14 protein-coding genes and 1 pseudogene are annotated in these 16,193 nt (G+C 71.5%); 7 read left to right on the top strand and 8 right to left on the bottom strand.

The genetic code is table 11. The annotated features are described in order from the left end of the window. The first annotated feature begins 61 nt into the window (after window positions 1-61). From ACFPLC_RS10325 to thpD, 5 genes and pseudogenes are all read left to right on the top strand, one after another. Window positions 62-3,107, top strand: a pseudogene (locus ACFPLC_RS10325) (patatin-like protein). A 223-nt stretch (window positions 3,108-3,330) separates the two neighbouring features. Further along, window positions 3,331-3,840: a diaminobutyrate acetyltransferase gene (ectA, locus tag ACFPLC_RS10320; RefSeq protein ID WP_378194194.1), complete on the top strand. Its 510-nt coding sequence runs from the start codon at window positions 3,331-3,333 to the stop codon at window positions 3,838-3,840. 15 nt (window positions 3,841-3,855) lie between these two features. After that, window positions 3,856-5,109 (top strand): diaminobutyrate--2-oxoglutarate transaminase, encoded by a 1,254-nt coding sequence (ectB, locus tag ACFPLC_RS10315; RefSeq protein WP_378194191.1) that lies wholly within the window; start codon window positions 3,856-3,858, stop codon window positions 5,107-5,109. A 12-nt stretch (window positions 5,110-5,121) separates the two neighbouring features. After that, entirely contained in the window at window positions 5,122-5,514 is a 393-nt protein-coding gene (locus tag ACFPLC_RS10310) for an ectoine synthase (protein ID WP_091318623.1), read from the top strand. Between the two features lie 26 nt (window positions 5,515-5,540). Continuing rightward, window positions 5,541-6,443 carry an ectoine hydroxylase gene (thpD, locus tag ACFPLC_RS10305; RefSeq protein WP_378194187.1) on the top strand — a complete coding sequence of 301 codons (903 nt, stop codon included), beginning with the start codon at window positions 5,541-5,543 and terminating at the stop codon, window positions 6,441-6,443. A gap of 123 nt (window positions 6,444-6,566) precedes the next feature. Here thpD and ACFPLC_RS10300 read toward each other — a convergent pair whose 3' ends face one another. Then, window positions 6,567-6,770, bottom strand: coding sequence for a hypothetical protein (locus ACFPLC_RS10300; protein WP_378235788.1), 204 nt, complete (start codon window positions 6,768-6,770; stop codon window positions 6,567-6,569). Window positions 6,771-6,945: 175 nt separating this feature from the next. Here ACFPLC_RS10300 and ACFPLC_RS10295 point away from each other — a divergent pair, with 175 nt between their 5' ends. Beyond that, window positions 6,946-9,708, top strand: coding sequence for an AfsR/SARP family transcriptional regulator (locus ACFPLC_RS10295; protein WP_378194184.1), 2,763 nt, complete (start codon window positions 6,946-6,948; stop codon window positions 9,706-9,708). A 278-nt stretch (window positions 9,709-9,986) separates the two neighbouring features. On the opposite strand, the gene ACFPLC_RS10290 is transcribed toward ACFPLC_RS10295, so the two are convergent. The 7 genes from ACFPLC_RS10290 to ACFPLC_RS10260 form a co-directional block, all read right to left on the bottom strand. Beyond that, a complete protein-coding gene (locus tag ACFPLC_RS10290; protein ID WP_378194181.1) occupies window positions 9,987-10,652 on the bottom strand; it encodes a DUF4190 domain-containing protein in 666 nt (221 codons plus the stop codon). A 250-nt stretch (window positions 10,653-10,902) separates the two neighbouring features. Beyond that, a complete protein-coding gene (locus ACFPLC_RS10285) occupies window positions 10,903-11,784 on the bottom strand; it encodes a hypothetical protein (RefSeq protein ID WP_086852001.1) in 882 nt (293 codons plus the stop codon). Beyond that, window positions 11,781-12,257, bottom strand: a complete 477-nt coding sequence (locus tag ACFPLC_RS10280) for a DUF6932 family protein (protein WP_378194178.1) — start codon at window positions 12,255-12,257, stop codon at window positions 11,781-11,783. Before ACFPLC_RS10280 ends, ACFPLC_RS10285 begins: the two co-directional genes overlap by 4 nt. A 55-nt stretch (window positions 12,258-12,312) precedes the next feature. Beyond that, complete coding sequence (locus ACFPLC_RS10275) at window positions 12,313-12,720, bottom strand: hypothetical protein (protein ID WP_378194175.1); 408 nt, start codon at window positions 12,718-12,720, stop codon at window positions 12,313-12,315. 14 nt (window positions 12,721-12,734) lie between these two features. After that, entirely contained in the window at window positions 12,735-13,466 is a 732-nt protein-coding gene (locus tag ACFPLC_RS10270; protein WP_378194172.1) for an OmpA family protein, read from the bottom strand. A gap of 220 nt (window positions 13,467-13,686) precedes the next feature. Continuing rightward, window positions 13,687-13,962 carry a hypothetical protein gene (locus ACFPLC_RS10265; RefSeq protein ID WP_378235787.1) on the bottom strand — a complete coding sequence of 92 codons (276 nt, stop codon included), beginning with the start codon at window positions 13,960-13,962 and terminating at the stop codon, window positions 13,687-13,689. Window positions 13,963-14,418: 456 nt separating this feature from the next. Next, the gene (locus ACFPLC_RS10260; protein WP_378194168.1) at window positions 14,419-15,234 is read right to left on the bottom strand and encodes an SGNH/GDSL hydrolase family protein; all 816 of its coding nucleotides are present in this window, start codon (window positions 15,232-15,234) and stop codon (window positions 14,419-14,421) included. Window positions 15,235-15,502: 268 nt separating this feature from the next. Between ACFPLC_RS10260 and ACFPLC_RS10255 the strand changes: the two genes are divergently transcribed. After that, window positions 15,503-16,162 carry a DUF3159 domain-containing protein gene (locus ACFPLC_RS10255; RefSeq protein WP_378194165.1) on the top strand — a complete coding sequence of 220 codons (660 nt, stop codon included), beginning with the start codon at window positions 15,503-15,505 and terminating at the stop codon, window positions 16,160-16,162. The last annotated feature ends 31 nt before the right edge of the window (window positions 16,163-16,193 follow it).

The raw sequence follows: 16,193 nt of genomic DNA, 5'->3' as shown, positions 1-16,193 counted from the left end.
GGACGTATCTCCGGAGTCACCCTTCGCCTCTACTCTGCGTCGGGAAGACGGGAGAAGTCCCATGGCCGAGTCCGCGGAACCGTGGCAGCAGGAAATCCGGCTCGCGATGACCATGGTCGGCGGCGCCAGCCTGGCCATCTGGATGGGCGGGGTCGCCACCGAGACGTCGCAGCTGCTGCGGGAGTCACGCCGGGAAACCACTCCCGGCCTCTACCGGACCCTGCTCGACCTCCTCCGCGCGAGCGTCTCGATCGACGTCCTCACCGGGACCAGTGCCGGCGGGATCAACGCCGCCTGCCTCGGCCTGGCCGAGGCCTTCAAGTCGACTCCGCAGGTGCTCCGGGACACCTGGATCACCACCGGCTCGCTCGAGAACCTGATCCGGGACGCCAAGGAAGCCCAGCCGCGGTCGGTGCTCGACGGGGACCGCGTTCTCCTCGGTGACGTCGAGAAAGCGCTGCGGCAGATCACCTCCGAAGGTGCCCCGCCGAAGGAGGATCCCGACATCACCGTGCTGCTCACCGGCACCATGATCGACGGCGAGACCACCCGGTTCGACGACGCGCTCGGGAACCTGGTGCGGGACACCGAACACCGGATGCTCTTCCGGTTCTGTGGTCCACTGTGGACCATCGGGGTGGAGGGGCCGCTCGCGCTGGCGGCCCGCTCCACCGCGTCCTTCCCCGGCGCGTTCGAGCTGTCGCGGATGCCGATCGGCACCGGCGGCACCGACCGGCTGCACCCCGACATGACGCCCTACACCGAGCTGACCCGCTCGCATTGGCTCACCGACGGCGGGGTACTGCTCAACAAGCCCCTGCGGCCCGCGCTGCGCGAGATCTTCGAGCGCCCGTCGCACGCCGACGTCCGGCGGCTGCTGCTCTACGTCGTGCCGACCGGGGAAGGCGGCACCGACGCCGTCGAGTGCGATGCGGCGAACCCGCCGCTGCTGTCGAACGCCATGGCCAAGGTCGTCAACACCGTGATGAGCCAGTCGATCAGCGCCGAGCTGGACGACCTCACCCGCCACAACGACGCCGTGCTGCGGGCCCGGGACACCCGCGTCTCGCTGGCCGCGCTCGGCCTGCGGGGCGGCCCCGAATGCCTGGTCGACGCCCGGATCGCGGCCGCCTACCTCGAACGGCGAACCGCCGAGGACGCCGCCGAGCTGGTGCGGGTCGCCGCCCGGCGGTACGCGTTGTCCGAGGCCGACACCCCGGACCGCGACTGGGCGTCCGGGATGTCGCGGCAGCTGCGGGCGATCGCCGTGGCCGGGTTGAGCAGCGGCGTCCCCACCGGACCGCCCGCGGCCGGCGTGGCCGTGCCGGACCTGGTCGGCTACCGCACGACCGCGCTCGACGACGCCGTCGCGACCGGCCTCCAGCTGGTCAACGCCGGGTTCCGGCTCCGGCCGGACGCCGCCCGCGCGGCGACGCTCAACGACGCGCGCGCCCAGCTGCACGCGGCCCGCCGGACCGCCGGCCGCGGCGTGCGGCTGGCGCAGTGGGTGGCCGCGCACGCCGCGCCCGGCGCGAGCAGCACCCTCGAGGGGTGGATCCGCGAGCTCGCCGAGGAGTGGGCCGGGCTGGGCCGCTCGGCCGCCGTCGCCGAGGCGTGGCCGAAGGTCGTCGCAGGCCTGCGGGCGGCGGCGCCGACGTTGCGGGCGCTGGCCGAGGCCGCGCCCGAGAAGTCCGCCACAGTGATGACCCTGCTGAACTGGCTGGCCCTCGGCCCCGACGCGGGCGGCGACGACGTCGTCCAGGCGCGGCTGCTCACCCTGCACGTGGCCACGCGCGGGCTGCTGGCGCAGGCGCCCTCGGTCGACCAGCGGGTCGACCTCGTGCAGGTCAGCGCCGATTCGCGGACGCTGCTGGACATGACGCGGCGCCGGTCGTGGGACAAGCTGACCGGGATGCAGGCGAGCTACTTCGGCGCGTTCTACAAGGCGTCCTGGCGGGCCAACGACTGGATGTGGGGTCGCGTCGACGGCGCCGGCTGGCTGGTCCAGTGCCTGCTCGACCCGGTCCGGCTCGAGACGCTGCGGGACGTCGTCGGACCCGGGCGGTTCCGCGACGAACTCGTCGCCGCGCTCAGGCCGCGCTGGCGCAAGCCGGACGAGCGCGACGGGTGCACCCCGGCCGAAATCGGGCAGTTGCGCGACCAGCTGACGGCGGAGCTGGCGTTCCTCGGCCTCGACGCCGATCTCGAGCCGGTGGACGTACCGGACGCCCACCGGCCGATCAGCATGCCGGTGACCGCCATGGTGCTGGCCCGGACGCGACAGGCCGAAATCGCCGCGGAGGAGCTCCCGGTCGTCACGCTCGCCTCGCTACGACGCCGACGACCGCTCCGGCATCGGGAAAGCGCTGGCCGAGGACCTGCCCCGGGTCGACGTCGGCGCCGCGCAGGCCCGGTTCCAGGCCTGCCGCGTGTCGACGGAGAAGCTCGCCGGAGAGCAGGGCACCGCGCGGCTGACCCGGACGCTCGTCGCGCTCGGCGCCGCCACGATCAACGCCGGGACGGTCGCGTTCCGGCTGCCCGGCGGCTGGCCGCAGACCGTCGCGGGCATGCTGCGGACGGTCGCCAGGAGCACGGCGAGGGTCTCGCAGGGCGCGTCCCGGCTCGGCACCGCGGGTTCGCTCGTGGCCGGAGCGCTGGCGCTGCTGGCCGGGCTGGTGATCGGCACCAACGGCGGCGCGGTGCTGCAGTGGGTCGGCCTCCCGGTCCTCGCGGGTGCGGTGGTCTACCTGGCGACGGCGCTGCTCACGACGGGCCACAAGGTGCGGGGGCTGGTCATCGCGCTGGGGGCGCTGGTCGTGGCGGCGCTGCTGCTGGCCGCGTTCCTGCCCCCGCTCGCCCGGCCCTTCTTCGGCTGGCTCGGTGACGTCGTGGCCGGCTGGCGCCGTGGCGAGGGCGCGGTGTGGTGGCTGGTGTTCTCGGGGCTGGTGATCCTGCCCGCCGTCGTGACGCCGGTGAGCGCTCTCCTGCGCCGCCTCGGCCACCGCCGGACGCGGAACCGGGAGGCGAAGGCGGTCGTGCTCCGGGTGGCCGGGAAGTCGTCCCGGAAGCGCACGGCCGAGCGCACCCCGGAACCGAGTTCGCGCTGAGCGTTTTCGGCCCGTCGCCTTGCGATCACGGGCGCGAAGGTTCATCGTGCGGGTAGGTCACGGGCCACGGTTCGCGCCCCGAGCGCGCGTGTGCCCCGCAACCGGCCACGTCAAACATGTTTGTGTGACTGCTCACCGGGTACATCGCGTCGCCGCAGGTCATCGCGGGGGTCGTGAGCTGCGTCGCTGGCAGGCGGAAAATTCTCTGTTACGTTTCCTGAGTATGTCCGTAACGCACTTGATCGAATCCCCGACCAAGGCGGACGGCGCGCAGCTGTGGCGAATCGCGCGCGATTCCGCCAAGCTGGATCTCAACTCGCCGTACGCATACATGCTGTGGTGCCGCGATTTCGCCGAGTCTTCGGTGGTCGCGCGTGAGGACGGCGAGGCGGTCGGTTTCGTCATCGCCTACCGCAGGCCGGACGCGCCGGACTCGGCGCTGGTCTGGCAAGTCGCGGTCGATGCCTCCCAGCGCGGAAAGGGCCTGGCCGGGGCCCTGCTCGACACGCTGTACACGCGCTTGGTCGGCGAGGGGGTGCGTTACCTCGAGACCACGATCACCCCGGACAACGAGGCGTCCATCCGGCTGTTCTCATCGTTCGCGAAGCGGTGGAACGCCGCCATGGAAACCAGTGTGCTGTTCGGCGGCGAGGATTTCCCCGAAGCCGGGCACCTGCCGGAAGAGCTTTACCGCATCGGTCCGCTGAACCTGCCGACGAATCCGGGCGATTAGGAGAGAAAGAAAGAAATGAGCATCTTCGAAGAGCTCGAATCCGAAGTACGCAGCTACAGCCGCGGCTGGCCGGTCGTGTTCGACCGCGCGCAGGGCAGCCACCTCTACGACGAGAGCGGAAAGCCCTACCTGGACTTCTTCGCCGGCGCCGGCGCGCTGAACTACGGGCACAACAACCCGCAGCTGAAGCAGGCCCTGATCGACTACATCCAGCGCGACGGCGTCACCCACGCCCTGGACATGTTCACCGTGGCCAAGCGCGACTTCCTGCAGACCTTCCGCGACAAGGTCCTCGACCCGCGCAGCCTGAACTACAAGGTCGTGTTCCCCGGCCCGGGCGGCGCGAACGCCGTCGAGGCCGCGCTGAAGCTGGCGCGCAAGGTGACCGGGCGCGAGTCGGTCATCAACTTCACCAACGCCTTCCACGGCATGACGCTGGGCGCGCTGTCGGTCACCGGCAACTCGATGAAGCGCGGCGCCGCGGGTGTCCCGCTGGTGCACGCCACCCCGATGCCGTACGACCAGTACTTCGACGGCGCGATGCCGGACTTCCTCTACTTCGAGAAGCTCCTGGAGGACTCCGGCAGCGGGCTCAACGAGCCGGCCGCGGTGATCGTCGAAGGCGTCCAGGGCGAGGGCGGCATCAACGCCGCGCGCCTGGAGTGGCTGAAGGGCCTCGACGACCTCTGCAAGCGCCACAACATCCTGCTGATCCTCGACGACGTCCAGATGGGCTGCGGCCGCACCGGCCCGTTCTTCTCCTTCGAGGACGCCGGGATCACGCCGGACATCGTCTGCCTGTCGAAGTCCATCAGCGGCTACGGCATCCCGATGGCGCTGACGCTCATCAAGCCGGAGCTCGACGTCTGGGAGCCGGGCGAGCACAACGGCACCTTCCGCGGGATCAGCCCGGCGTTCGTCACCGCCAAGGAAGCGATCGACGTCTACTGGAGCGACGACGCGCTCGAGAAGTCGACCAAGGCCAAGGGCGAGCGCATCGCGACCGCCTTCTCCGGCATCGTCGAGGCCTACCCGGAAGCGAACCTGACCGCCAAGGGCCGTGGCCTCGCGCGCGGGCTCGAGTTCGCCAACGGGGACCTCGCCGGCCGCGTCTGCGCGGAAGCGTTCGCGCGCGGCCTGCTGATGGAAACCTCGGGCCCCGACGGCGAAGTCATGAAGCTGCTGCCGCCGCTCACCCTGACCGACGACGAGCTGACGCAGGGCCTGTCGATCATCGACGAGTCCATCAAGGCCGTCCTCACCAAGTAAAGGAGATCGCCCGTGCTCGTCCGCACGCTCGACGAGATCACCGACACCGACGCCGACATCAAGACCGAGAACTGGCGCAGCAAGCGGATCATCCTCGCCAAGGAGGGCGTCGGCTTCTCGGTGCACGAGACCACGCTGTACGCGGGGACGGTCAACGACTTCTGGTACGCCAACCACATCGAGGCGGTGTTCATCACCTCCGGCGAAGGCGAGATCGAGGACCTGGCCACCGGTAAGGTGTACGAGCTCAAGCCCGGCACGCTCTACCTGCTCAACGACCACGACAAGCACCAGGTCCGGCCGAAGACCGAGATCAAGTGCGTGTGCGTGTTCAACCCGCCGGTGACCGGCCGCGAAGTGCACGACGAAAACGGCGTGTATCCGCTCATCACCGAGGAATCGTAAGGGCGACGAAACAGGAGGCGAAGCCCGTGACGCTGACGGACACCCGGGTCGACGACGCTTACCCGACCCGGATCACCGGTACGCCGGCCCACCTGCCGCGCGTGCACCCCACGGTGTGGGGCACCGAAGCCGACGGCCCGATCGACGCCGCCACGCTGGCGAACCACGAGGCACGCGGTTACACGGTGGTCGAGGACCTGCTCTCCGTCGGGGAGGTCCAGACGTACTGGCAGGAGCTGGTGCGGCTGTCCTCCGACCGGGAGCTGGCCCGCGACGAGCGCGTGATCACCGAGGCGAAGACCGGTGAGGTCCGGTCGATCTTCGACGTCCACGAGATTTCGGGCCTGATCGCCGAACTGGTGCGCGACCCGCGCGTGCTGGACCGGGCGCGCCAGCTGCTCGGCTCCGAGGTGTACATCCACCAGAGCCGGGTCAACTACATGCCGGGTTTCAAGGGCACCGGGTTCTACTGGCACTCGGACTTCGAGACCTGGCACGCGGAGGACGGCATGCCGGCCCCGCGCGCGGTCAGCTGCTCCATCGCGCTGACCGACAACCACCCGTTCAACGGCGGCCTGATGATCATGCCGGGCTCGCACCGGACGTTCGTCCAGTGCGCCGGCGAGACGCCGGACGACAACTACAAGAGCTCGCTCAAGGACCAGCGGGTCGGCGTGCCCAGCGAGGACGACATCACGAAGATGGCGGCCGAGCACGGCATCGACCAGTTCACCGGCCAGGCGGGCTCGGCGCTGTGGTTCGACTCGAACATCATGCACGGCTCGGGGAACAACATCACCCCGTACCCGCGCTCGAACATCTTCCTGGTGTTCAACAGCGTGGAGAACGCCCTGCAGGAGCCGTTCGCGGCCGGCGCGCCGCGGCCTGCCTTCATCGCGGGCCGGGACTCGACGCCGATCACGCGCTGAGCCCCCGCCGCCGGCAACGCAGTGAATGACTCATTCCTGGCGTCGGAGGTCAGGAATGGGTCATTCATGGCGCCGCGGCGCGGCATCACCCCGACCCACCGGTGACTGACTCGGTGCGGCCTGTTACCGTGACGCCACCGCGCGGGTGTGTGGCCCGTGCAACACGTCTTCGTGGACGGCCGGCGGCGGGTCTTCGCTCGGGGTGAGCTCACCTGCCCGGTTGCCCTCGGTGGCGGACGGGCGGACCGGCCCCCTGGCGGCCCGGCCGAGGTTTTGCCAGTGACCCCGTACCACCGGATCGGGACCGGTGGTACGGGGTCCTGTCATGTCCGGCGTCAATCGCAGGCCCGGCCGATCCCGGCTGCGGAATCCGCAGCGTCGCGAAAAGTCCTGGTCCCGGCCCGGTGGGGCGGTATTCGCCGATCGGCCACCACGGTAGGTTGATTTTTCCGGCGGGGGCGACGCCGGGGGACACCGTGGACCCGGGGAGGTGGGCGCGAGCATGGCCCAGACCCGGCTCCAGCTGCTCGGGCCCGTTCAGCTCTTCCACGGCGACGACCCTGTCCCGATCGGCGGCCCCGGGGTTCGCGGCCTGCTCGCGCTGCTGGCGCTCAAGCCCGGCAAGGTCGTCGGGCTCGACGAGATCATCGACGCCCTGTGGGGCCACGACCCGCCGGCGACCGCGCGGACCATCGTCCACGGCAACGTCTCCCACCTGCGGCGGATCCTGCGCGACCTCGACGGCCCGCGCATCCTCACCACCCCGCCGGGCTACCGGCTGGACGTCGAGCCCGACCGGATCGACGTCCACCGGGCGCGCACGCTGCTGGACCGCGCGTCGGTGGCCGGCCCGGAGGTCGCCGCCGCGCTGCTGGCCGAAGCGCTGGCGCTCTGGCAGGGCCCGGCGCTGGGCGGGGTGCCGGACTCGCTGCGGGCCCCCGAGCTGGAGGACCTCCGCAAGGCCGTGCACGGCGCCCGCGTCGACGCCGACCTCGAACTCGGCCGGCACGCGGAGCTGATCGTCGAGCTCAGCCCGATCGTCCGGGCCGATCCGCTGGCCGAGCGGGCCGCCGGGCAGCTGATGCGGGCGCTCTACCACGCGGGCCGCCGCGGGGACGCGCTCGAGCTGTACCGGACGGTCTCCCGCGCGACGCTGCGGACCCTCGGCGTCGAGCCCGGCGCCGAACTGCGCTGGCTGCACGAGCGGGTTCTCAACGACGACCTCCCGCCGCTTTCTCGCGAAGGTGCCCACCAGGGGCCGCTCCTTGCCCGGGAAAGCGGCGGTTCGGCGATTTCGCAGCTGCCCGCGGCGGTGCCGAACCTGGCCGGGCGCGCCGAAGAGCTGGCCTGGCTCGACGGCCTGGTCACCCGGGCCGAGGCCGGGCAGACGACGATCGCCGTGGTCAGCGGCACCGCCGGGGTCGGCAAGAGCACGCTCGTCGTGTGGTGGGCGCACCGCGTTGCTTCGCGGTTCCCGGACGGCGTGCTGTTCGCGTCGCTGCGCGGCTTCGACCCGCACCACCCGCCGCTGGAACCGGCCGAACTGCTCACCCAGTTCCTGCTCGGCCTCGGCGTCGAAACCGCGAAGGTCCCGGAGCTGCTGCACGAGCGCGTCGCGCTCTACCGCTCGCTGATCGCCGGACGGCGGATGCTGGTCCTGCTCGACGACGCCCGCACCGCCGAGCAGGTGCGCCCGCTGCTGCCGCCGAGCGCGCGCACGATGACGGTGGTGACCAGCCGCTCACGCCTCGACGGGCTCGCCGTGTCGAACGCGGCCAAGCAGCGCGTGCTCGGCACCCTCGCGCCCGACGACGCCGTCGCGCTGATCGAGGAGCTCGCCGGCCCGGCGAGCCTCAATCACGCCCTCGCGCGGCTCTGCGGCTACCTCCCGCTGGCGCTGCGGATCGCGGGCGCGCGGCTTTCGGCCGGTGCCCAGCGAACGGCGGAGGAGCTCGTCGACGAACTCGGCAACGAACGCACCCGACTCGCGGGGCTCCAGGTCGACGGCGCCGACGACAGCGTCCGCGCGGCGTTCGACGTCTCCTTCCGCGGGCTGCCCGGCGAAGTCGCCGAGACGTTCCTGCAGCTGGGCGCGGTGCCCGGGGTGATGGCCGGGCCGCACGTGGTGGCCGCGGTCGCGCAGATCCCGGTGGCCGAGGCCCGGCGGCGGCTGCGCGCGCTGGCCGCGCACAACCTCATCGCCGAGACCGAGCGCGACGTCTTCGTGCCGCACGACCTCGTCTCGCTGTACCTGCGGGAGCTCGCGGAGCAGGAACTGAGCGACAAGGACCGCGACGAAGTGCTCGGCTCGACGGTCCGCTACTACCAGGCGGTGGCCGACCGGGCGCGGCGACGGCTCGGCCGGGTCGCCGACCCGCTCGACTTCTCCCACGTCCTCGCCGACGACGCGATACCGCCGCTGTCCGGCTTCGCCGAGGCGCACGACTGGTTCGCGGCCGAGTGGCCGAACCTCCTGGCCGTCCTCGACGCCGCGTACGCGGCCGGGCGCCACGGCGACGCCTGGCGGCTGGCCCGGCTGGCGCACACCTACCGCGTCGCCTGCCCGCTGCTGGACGAGTGGATGCGGATGGCCGACCTCGGCGTCGCCGCCGCCGAAGCCGCGGGCGACGTCGCGGGGCAGTGCTGGCTGCGGCTCGCGCGGTGCGAGATCGCGCTCACCTTCGAATTGCCGGGCTTCGGGCTCGCCGACGCCGAACGGGCGGCGGAGCTCTCCGCCGCCTCGGGCGACGAGCGGCTGCGCACGTCGGTGGACCTGCACCTCGGCCGCGCGCTGAGCCGGCTCGGCGAACACGAAGCGGCCATCGAGCGGCTGGCCGAGGCCATCGCGAACGCCCCCGACGTCACCCTGCGCGGCCAGGCGCTCAGCAGCTGCGCGCAGGCGGAGAAGCGGGCGGGCCGGCTGCCCGCCGCGATCGCCCACCAGCGCGCCGGCCTGCGGATCGACCGCGAACTCGGTGACGACGACCAGGTCGTCGCCTCCCTGGGCAAGCTGGCCGAGCTCAGCCTGCGGGCCGGGGACCACGAGGCCGCCGAGCGGTACGTCTGGGAAGCGATCGACCTGGCGATCAGCCGCGAGTTCGTCGCGCGGGAAGGGACGCTGCGGCTGACGCTGGGCCGGGTGCTGCGGGCCCGCGGCGACATCGACGGCGCGCGCGAACAACTGGCGTTGTCGGTGCGCATTTACGAGCGCGTGCACCCGAAGCTCGTCGGTGAGGTGCGCTCCGAACTCGCCGATCTGCAGTGAAGTCTTTCCGGCCCTTTCGGGCAGCGGGAATTTCGTTGCGAATGGGTCACGACCCCGCCCCCGTGCTGAATCCTTAGTGGATTCTTAGTGGGCGCGGGCGGTGTCCGCGTAGGTTCGGCGGTGCCGGCTGAGCCCTAGGGGAGGGGCAGGCGGAGACGCCGGTGCCAGGTCCCGCGCGGGAAATCCCCCCGCAGGGCCCGGAGCCGCCAGGAGCGGCTCGTGGCGGCCCGGCCGGCCGACGTGGGGGTAGGCCGGCCGGTCGCCAGGCGCATCCCCGCTCAGCCGACGTTCGCGGTGCAGAGCGCGATCGTCGTCCCGCTGTTTTCCGCGACCTTCTTGCCGTCGACCAGAATGGCGCAGCGGATTTCGTTGCTGACCGTCGCATTGCGGGTGTCCGCGGTGAGCGTCAACAGGTAGGAGCCATTGTTGTAGGACGCCTGCCCCTGCCACGCGTCGGTGCTGGCTGGCGCGTTTTCGGTGCGCTGGTCGTTGAGGCTGCCGTAGCGCACGGTCGCGCCGCCCGCCGAGGTCACCTGGAACGTCACGGCGTGCTTGTCGGTGGCCACCGCGGGCAGGTGGAGCCCGGACTCGCCGCCGCCGAGGAAGGTCGAGTACAGCAGCATCCCGCCCGTGGTGAGCAGCGCGGCGGCGGTGACGACGGTGGCGGTGACGGCCACCCCGCGATCGCCCACGGTGCCCTTCTTGACCTGGACCAGCCCGGTGACGGCCAGGATCAGCCCGATCCCGCCCAGCGGCCACGCGACCCACTCGATGTCCGGCACGAAGGTGACGACCAGCGCGGCCACGCCGAGCAGCAGGCCGACGACGGCCAGGATGTTCCGCGCGGGCTTCGCATTGGCTTGACGACGCTCCGTGGCCGTCACCGGCGGCGCGGGTCTGCCGTGGCGCGCGGTGGCCGGCGGGTACTGCGGGTCGGTCATCATGCGAACCCCTTCGGGTGGGAGTGCGACGACGTTAACCCATAAGTGTGGCCCCGGGCGAAATTGTTACATTCCGGAAAAAGTCATTGTCCCACCATTTACGTGCGGGTATCGATATTTCCTGACATGGCGGGCATGACGTGGCCCGATGATCAATGCGAAGAATATCGGAGTTCCCACTGTTTTCGTGGCCGTTCGGCCCACGACGACCGTCGGTACCACTGTTCACGACGAAAGTCGCACAACGGACTTTTCAGTCGAAAAGGCTTACTTCGGGGGTGATTTCGAGGAGTTCGAAGACGGGCCGTCCGCGACGGCCGTCGATCGTCGTCGTGCGCACGACGCGCAACCGGGCGGTCACCGGGCGGTCGAGGTTCTCCTTGATCTGGTCGAGCAGGTCCGGCGCCACCGCGCCCTGGATCGTGCCGCCCGACTCGCGGTCGAGGTAGAAGATCCGGCGCCGGGTGCGGACGCCGTCGAGCCGCCCGCGCACCGTCTCGTAGCCGACCTCCTCGCGGGACTCGCGGAGGCTGCCCTGCAGGATCCGGGCCTGCTCGGTGGTCATGCTGCGGGTGACCTGCTCGCCCGCGGTCGGGGTCAGCGCCATCCCGATGCCGGCGTTCTTCGCGACCGCGTTGACGATGTCGCTGACGGCGTTGCGGACCGTGTCGCGCTGGAGCAGCACGGCGTCGAGCGCGCCGTCGTCCGAGCCGTTCGCCGGCAGAAAGTCGCACAGCTCCTTGACCGCGCGCTCGGACAGCGTCTCGATGCCGTCGACGATCAGGGCGTCGTCGGCCAGCGGCTCCGGGAAGCCGAAGAAGATCGCGTTGCCCGCCTGGCCGCGCTGGATCAGCGGCGCCTTGTCCCGGTCGGTCTGTTGGACCTGGGTGACCTCGCCGGAGGGGTTCCGGATGATGTGCCCGATCTTCGCCGTCGCGTCCTGCAGGGCGCGGCTGATGTCGGAGAACGTGTAGGCGTCGATGGTCTGCTCGCCGATCACCGAGACGTGCAGCAGCGGCGAGCGGGACGTCCGCTCGAACTTGGCGTTGGCCGCCATCGCCGAGGCGCGGGCCAGGTCGTCGAGCCACGTGCCGCCGGGGATCTCGTCGGCGATGCGCCGGAACTCGTTCCTCACCAGATCATCTCCGGGTAGCCCCTGCCGCCTTCGGCCCAGACCTCGGCCCACACGTCTTCGTCGCCGGGACGGCAGAGGAAGCCGTCCAGCATGCCGCCGACCGGCTGCACCTGGTCGAGGTACATCGCCGGCTGCCCGACGATCACGCCGCGCAGCGTGAGCAGGCCGTAGAGCGCCGACCGGCCGGCGTCGTCGAGCCGCTTGAGCGCGCCCCACTCGTCCGGGATGAGGACGACGTCGAGGCTGCGCGGCGGGTGGACGGTCCGGGTGATGAGCTCGCCGCCGATCCAGGCGCGGCCGGACGGGATGATCCGCCGGGCGACGCCGAGGTAGCTGTTGAGCGCGCTGAACAGGATCTCGCGGTCGTTCTGGTGCGGGGCGTCGAACACCAGGCGTTCGTAGACGTCGGCGAGATCCCCCGCGTGCCGGCCCGGCGGCAGGACCTGCTGCGACGTCCAATGGGGGAGCGCCACACACCCCTCCTCAGCCCTCGCTCACAGTGCGTAGCCGAACTTACCAGGATGGGTGTCAGCCACCGCGCCCAGGCTGCTGCGGCCACTGCGGGGCCTCTTCGGCCTGCGGCCAGGCGGGCTCGTCTTCGGTCGGCCACTGCTCGGCCTCCGCCCCGCGCTGCGGCGGCAGCGGCAGGTGCCCTTCGCGGTGCCCGACGGGATCCGGTTCTTCTTCGTCGTCGTGCACCTCGGGCCGCCGATCGGCCGCGTGCTGCGCCCAGGCGGCGGGGATGAACTGCGTCTGCTCGGTCGACAGCGGGGGCGGCGGCTCGTACCGCGGTTCCTCCTCGGGTTCTTCGAGCGCTTCGGGCGCGGTCTCGGGCTGGGGGCGCTGGACGGCGCGCGCCACGAGCCACGAGGTGAGCGCACCCAGGGCGAAGGCGACGATCAGCCACAGCCAGATCTGCCCGAACAGCCAGAACATCAGCTCATCACCCCTCAAACGACCGTGATCTCGACACGCCGGTCTTCTTCGCCACCGGTGGCGGGCCGGGTGTCGCCCAGCCCCCGGTAGGTCACGCGGTTGGCCGTCAGCCCGTTGGCGGTCAGGATCCGCGCGACGGCCCGGGCGCGGTCCCGCGAGAGTTTGAGGGCGGCGCTCTCCCCGCCGGGCCCCCGCGCGACGTGCCCGGTGACGCGGTATCGGAACCCGGCGGGCGCCTTGGCGAGGGCGACCGCGATGCTGCGCGCGGCCTGTTCGCCGTCGGGCGTGAGCTTGGCCGTGTCGGGCTCGAAGGCGATGGGTGTCTCGGTGAGCATCCGGTCGATCTCGGCCTGCACGCCGGCCTTGTCGGTGGGCGGCGGAGCGGTGGTGCTGGTGGTCGGGGGCGGGCTCGTGGTGGTGGTCGTCGTCGGTGCCGTGGTCGCGGTGGTGCTGCTCGGAGCCACGGGGATGACGTCACCGTTGACCTTCGCGGCCCGGACGCCCTCGACGTGCTGCACGATTTCGAGGGCTTGGAGCGCTTGCGCGGGCGGGAACCCGCTGAGGGTGGCGTCCCGTCCGTCGAACCGGACATCCCCGGTGGGCAGGCCGGCCTGGAAGAGCGCGGCCTGCGCCCGCGCGGTCAGGTCCCGCTCCATGCTCCCGGACCGAGTCCAGGTGGCGATACCCGCGAGCAGCGCTGTGACCAGCACCGCAACCGGGACCACGAGGATCCAGCGCCGACGCATAAGGGGACTGTAAGCCGGGTGCCGCGGGTTGGCGACCTGAATCCGGGTGGTGTTCCACAAGTTGTCCCCAGGTAAGTCGACATGTGGACAACTCGGGAGATCGTGTTCGGTTGGGCACGTTCTGTCGGAGGTGGGCGGTACGCTGGAAGCGGGTGGCTCCCCCTGGGAGGGTGGGCCAGGTCCGGGGGTGTTCGGCGGCCAGGTCCAGGGGGGAAGAGGATCATTCGGGAGCCGGGAGCCGGGAGCCGGGAGCCGGGAGCCGGGAGCCGGGAGCCGGGAGCCGGGAGCCGGGAGCCGGGAGCCGGGAGCCGGGAGCCGGGAGCCGGGAGCCGGGAGCCGCGAGCCGCGAGCCGCGAGCCGCGAGCCGCGAGCCGCGAGCCGCGAGCCGCGAGCCGGAAGCCGGAAGCCGGAAGGTGTGATGGGCGCACCGGCCGCCGCCCGCAGGCCTCCATCCCGCCTCGGCGGCACACGTTCCCCCGGCCGACCACTGCCACACCGATCAAGCCATCGGGCGCCGCGGGAAACCCGCACCGCGTCACCAGTTGCACCTTCGGAGGTGCAGCTGATCCGAGGCCCGCCTCCGCGCGGGCAGCTCGGTGCCCACCACCCCGAAGCCGGATTGTGACTACGGCCGGTGGTACCGGGTCAAGGCGGGAAAGCGTGCCTTGACCCGGCACCACCGGCCGTGTTCTGGCTTCGGATCGGGGTGGCGGGGAGGTCTGGGTGGGGTGCCGGCGTTCCGTTCACGCCGGTGAGCTCCCTGGCAAGGGGCTCACTGCAGCTCTGCGGAACCTGCCGGAGCGCGGCCCAGCCGGGAAACCCGTCCCGGGCGAGTGTCGTGGTGGGCCGGTCCTGCCGTGAATGACTCATTCACTGCGTCGGAAGTCAGGAATGGGTCATTCAGGACGCTGCCGCCGCCCTTCGGTCGCGCTGCCGGCCCCTCCCGAAGACTTCAGCTCGCCTGCTGGTGCGGCGCAGCCTCCGGCCCCTCGAGCACCTCCAACGGCAGCAGCGGCGCCAGCTGCGGCCGCTTCGGCGACAGCCCGTCGCCCATCGACTCGCCTCGCAGCTGCCGCCGGATCCACGGCAGCAGGTGCACCTTCGTCCACGTCAGGTCCGAGCGCCGCGAGTCGATCCAGCGGTTCGGCGTGTCCTCCAGGGGCAACGGCTCGCGCCAGTCCGCCTCCACCGGGATCCCCAGCACCTCCGCCGCCTTCAGTGCGATGCGCCGGTGGGCGTCCGGGGAGAAGTGCAGCCGGTCGTCGCTCCAGGCTCGGCGGTCGTGCAGGGGCGCCATCGTCCACAGGTCGACCATGCGGGCTCCGTGGCGCTCCGCGATCGCCCACAGGTTCGTGTTGTAGATCGCCACCTTGCCGCGCAGCACCGACATCACCGACAGGACCTTCGTGTCCGGGCCGTTGAACATCAGCACCGGGATACCCGCCTCGCGCAGCTTCGCGACGCCCTCCTCCAGGCGCTCGGTGACCGCGTCGACGTCCGCGCCCGGCACGATGATGTCGTTGCCGCCGGCACACAGCGTCACCAAATCGGGCTTCAGCTCCAACGCGATCGGCAGCTGCTCGTCCAGGATCTCGTCGAGCATCTTGCCCCGCAGCGCCAGGTTGGCGTAGCGGAAGTCGCTGCGGCCGGCGGCCAGCACCTCCGCGAGCCGGTCGGCCCACCCCCGGAAGGAACCGTCCGGCAGGCCGTCGTTGAGCCCCTCGGTGAAGCTGTCACCGAGGGCTACGTAGCTGTCGAATCCGTACACGTTGGGTCCCCTTCCCATCCTGCGACCGACACACCCCGACATGTAGTTGTACACCTCAACTAACCATCGGCCGCAAACCCGCTCCACCCCCGGGCGTTCAGCCTGCGGTAACAGTGTCTTATCTTGTCGGCCTTCTGCGCCTCTCTATTACGTGGTCTTCACCTCCGGCATGCCGTGAAACCGCACACTCGGAGGCAAATCCGGCACCCGGTGTGGCGAAAATCTCCCTGACCGGGGCGTCCCGGACCCGATCCGGCAGGCTGGACACGTGTCCGGAGAACCCCGTGAATCGCTCGCGCAGATCCTCGGTGGCCGCCGGGGCGCCCTCGACGCCAGCATCCCGCCCGTCGGCTTCGTCGTCGGCTGGCTGGCCGCCGGTCAGTCCGTGGCCTGGGGTGCCGGTGCCGCCGTCGCGGTCGCCGTCGTGGTCGGGATCGTCCGGATCGCCGGGGGTGGCAAGGTCCGCGCGCTCGTCGTCAGCCTGGCCGCCGTCGTCGCGGCCGCGCTGATCGCCCTGCACACCGGCCGCGCCCAGGACTTCTTCCTGCTGCAGCTGATGTCCAATGTGGCCAGTGCGCTGCTGTGGGCGGCCAGCATCGTGGTGCGCTGGCCGCTGCTCGGCGTCGTCGTCGGCCTGCTGCTGGGCCAGAAGACGCGCTGGCGGCGCGACGCCGTGCTGCTCAAGGCCTACTCCCGGGCCAGCTGGGTGTGGGTGCTCCAGTACACGCTGCGCGTGGTCGTCTACGGCCTGCTGTGGTGGGCCGGCCAGGTGATCGCCCTCGGCGTGGCCCGCACGGTGCTGTCGTGGCCGCTCGTCGCGCTGACCGTCGCTGCCAGTGGCTGGGTGCTCTACCGGGCGTTGCCGCCGGAACACCCCGGCCTGCGCCTGGCGCCGGAAACCCGCTCGGACGACGTACCCGGGGCATAAGGCGGCCCCCGGCGAGGGGGGAGGGTCCGGG

Source organism: Amycolatopsis plumensis (genome assembly GCF_042652605.1).
Lineage (GTDB): Bacteria > Actinomycetota > Actinomycetes > Mycobacteriales > Pseudonocardiaceae > Amycolatopsis > Amycolatopsis plumensis.
This window is presented reverse-complemented; position numbering and strand designations above follow the sequence as displayed.

Coding starts and splice junctions, on each gene's coding strand:
- ectA (WP_378194194.1), top strand. CDS start 3,331: ATGTCCGTAACGCACTTGATCGAATCCCCGACCAAGGCGGACGGCGCG.
- ectB (WP_378194191.1), top strand. CDS start 3,856: ATGAGCATCTTCGAAGAGCTCGAATCCGAAGTACGCAGCTACAGCCGC.
- ACFPLC_RS10300 (WP_378235788.1), bottom strand. CDS start 6,770: ATGACAGGACCCCGTACCACCGGTCCCGATCCGGTGGTACGGGGTCAC.
- ACFPLC_RS10295 (WP_378194184.1), top strand. CDS start 6,946: ATGGCCCAGACCCGGCTCCAGCTGCTCGGGCCCGTTCAGCTCTTCCAC.
- ACFPLC_RS10290 (WP_378194181.1), bottom strand. CDS start 10,652: ATGATGACCGACCCGCAGTACCCGCCGGCCACCGCGCGCCACGGCAGA.
- ACFPLC_RS10275 (WP_378194175.1), bottom strand. CDS start 12,720: ATGTTCTGGCTGTTCGGGCAGATCTGGCTGTGGCTGATCGTCGCCTTC.
- ACFPLC_RS10270 (WP_378194172.1), bottom strand. CDS start 13,466: ATGCGTCGGCGCTGGATCCTCGTGGTCCCGGTTGCGGTGCTGGTCACA.